1 protein-coding gene is annotated in these 1,008 nt (G+C 73.7%); it reads right to left on the bottom strand.

Annotated elements, in window-relative coordinates; genetic code table 11:
• Window positions 1-32 precede the first annotated feature (32 nt).
• Window positions 33-1,008, bottom strand: a 976-nt coding sequence (locus G6018_RS12930) for an oxygenase MpaB family protein (protein ID WP_182639817.1), incomplete at its 5' end; no start/stop codon positions are given.

Raw genomic sequence — 1,008 nt, 5'->3', positions numbered from 1 at the left:
GCCCTCGTCACCCGGGGCCGGCCGGACTCGCCTCAGGCCAGCGGGGCGACCGTCCCGCGGGAGTAGCGGGTGATCTGCCGACGGATGCGCCGGTAGCCGCGGGCCTCGAGTGCGGTACGCAGCCTCGGGCTCACCGCGGCCGCCCCGTGGGTCACGAGGTTGGCCGGGAACACCAGGGCCGGATACCACGGAAACGCGGGCCGCCGGCCCAACTCGCGCATCCCGGCGACGCCGTTGAGGTAGGTCGCGAGGCTGCGGTGTCTTGCCACGTCCAGGCGGCGGCGCACCGGGGCGAAGCGGGGGAAGTCGGACAGTCCGTAGGACTCCAGCAGCGCCTCGGCGAGTACCGCCGAGTTGGCGTCGGGCGGCGGCGAGGTGCGCAGGAAGTGGTACATGTCCCGCAGGCCTCGACGCGGTCGGTCGTGGAGGAAGTCGGGGTCCACGCCCATCACGTGGCCGATCCAGCGCCACAGGTGCATGACTGCCCGCCCGTCGGCGCGTGAGTGCGGGATGCCCAGCACGAGGGTGCCCAACAGGAACGTCGCGGAGAACAGGCCGTTGGTGGCTGCCATGTCCGCCTGATTGATGGGCAGCCCCTTGGCCGAGGTGTCCCACCCCTTCGCGAGCATCGCGCGGTTGACCCGGGCGTGCATGAGCCGCACGTGCACGGTCATCTCCCAGCCGGCACTCCCCGGGCGCCAGCCGTCAGGTGCCGCGACCGCGTGCCACCAGGCCATGGTCTCCGCGACCCGCGTGGCGGTCCCCTCCCCGGTCAGGCGACCGGTCGAGGTGAGCACCTCGGTCGTGGCCGCCGGCCGGTAGCCGCCGAGGAGGGCGAGATCACCGAGCACATCCTGTCCGGTCAGCCCGGCGCGGAGGCAGACCCGGGCACCGTGGTCGGCGAGGTCGGGATCCAGCCAGTCGGGGATCCCGGTGACGGCGCCGACGAAGTCGCCCACCTCGGCCGGCTCCCCCGGGAGCGAGGACTCACCGGCCACCGCCGCCCTC

This window comes from Dietzia sp. DQ11-44, from assembly GCF_014145205.1.
Taxonomy (GTDB): Bacteria; Actinomycetota; Actinomycetes; order Mycobacteriales; family Mycobacteriaceae; genus Dietzia; species Dietzia natronolimnaea.
The sequence above is the reverse complement of the archived record's forward strand: the minus strand, read 5'-3'. Positions and strand labels throughout refer to the sequence as shown.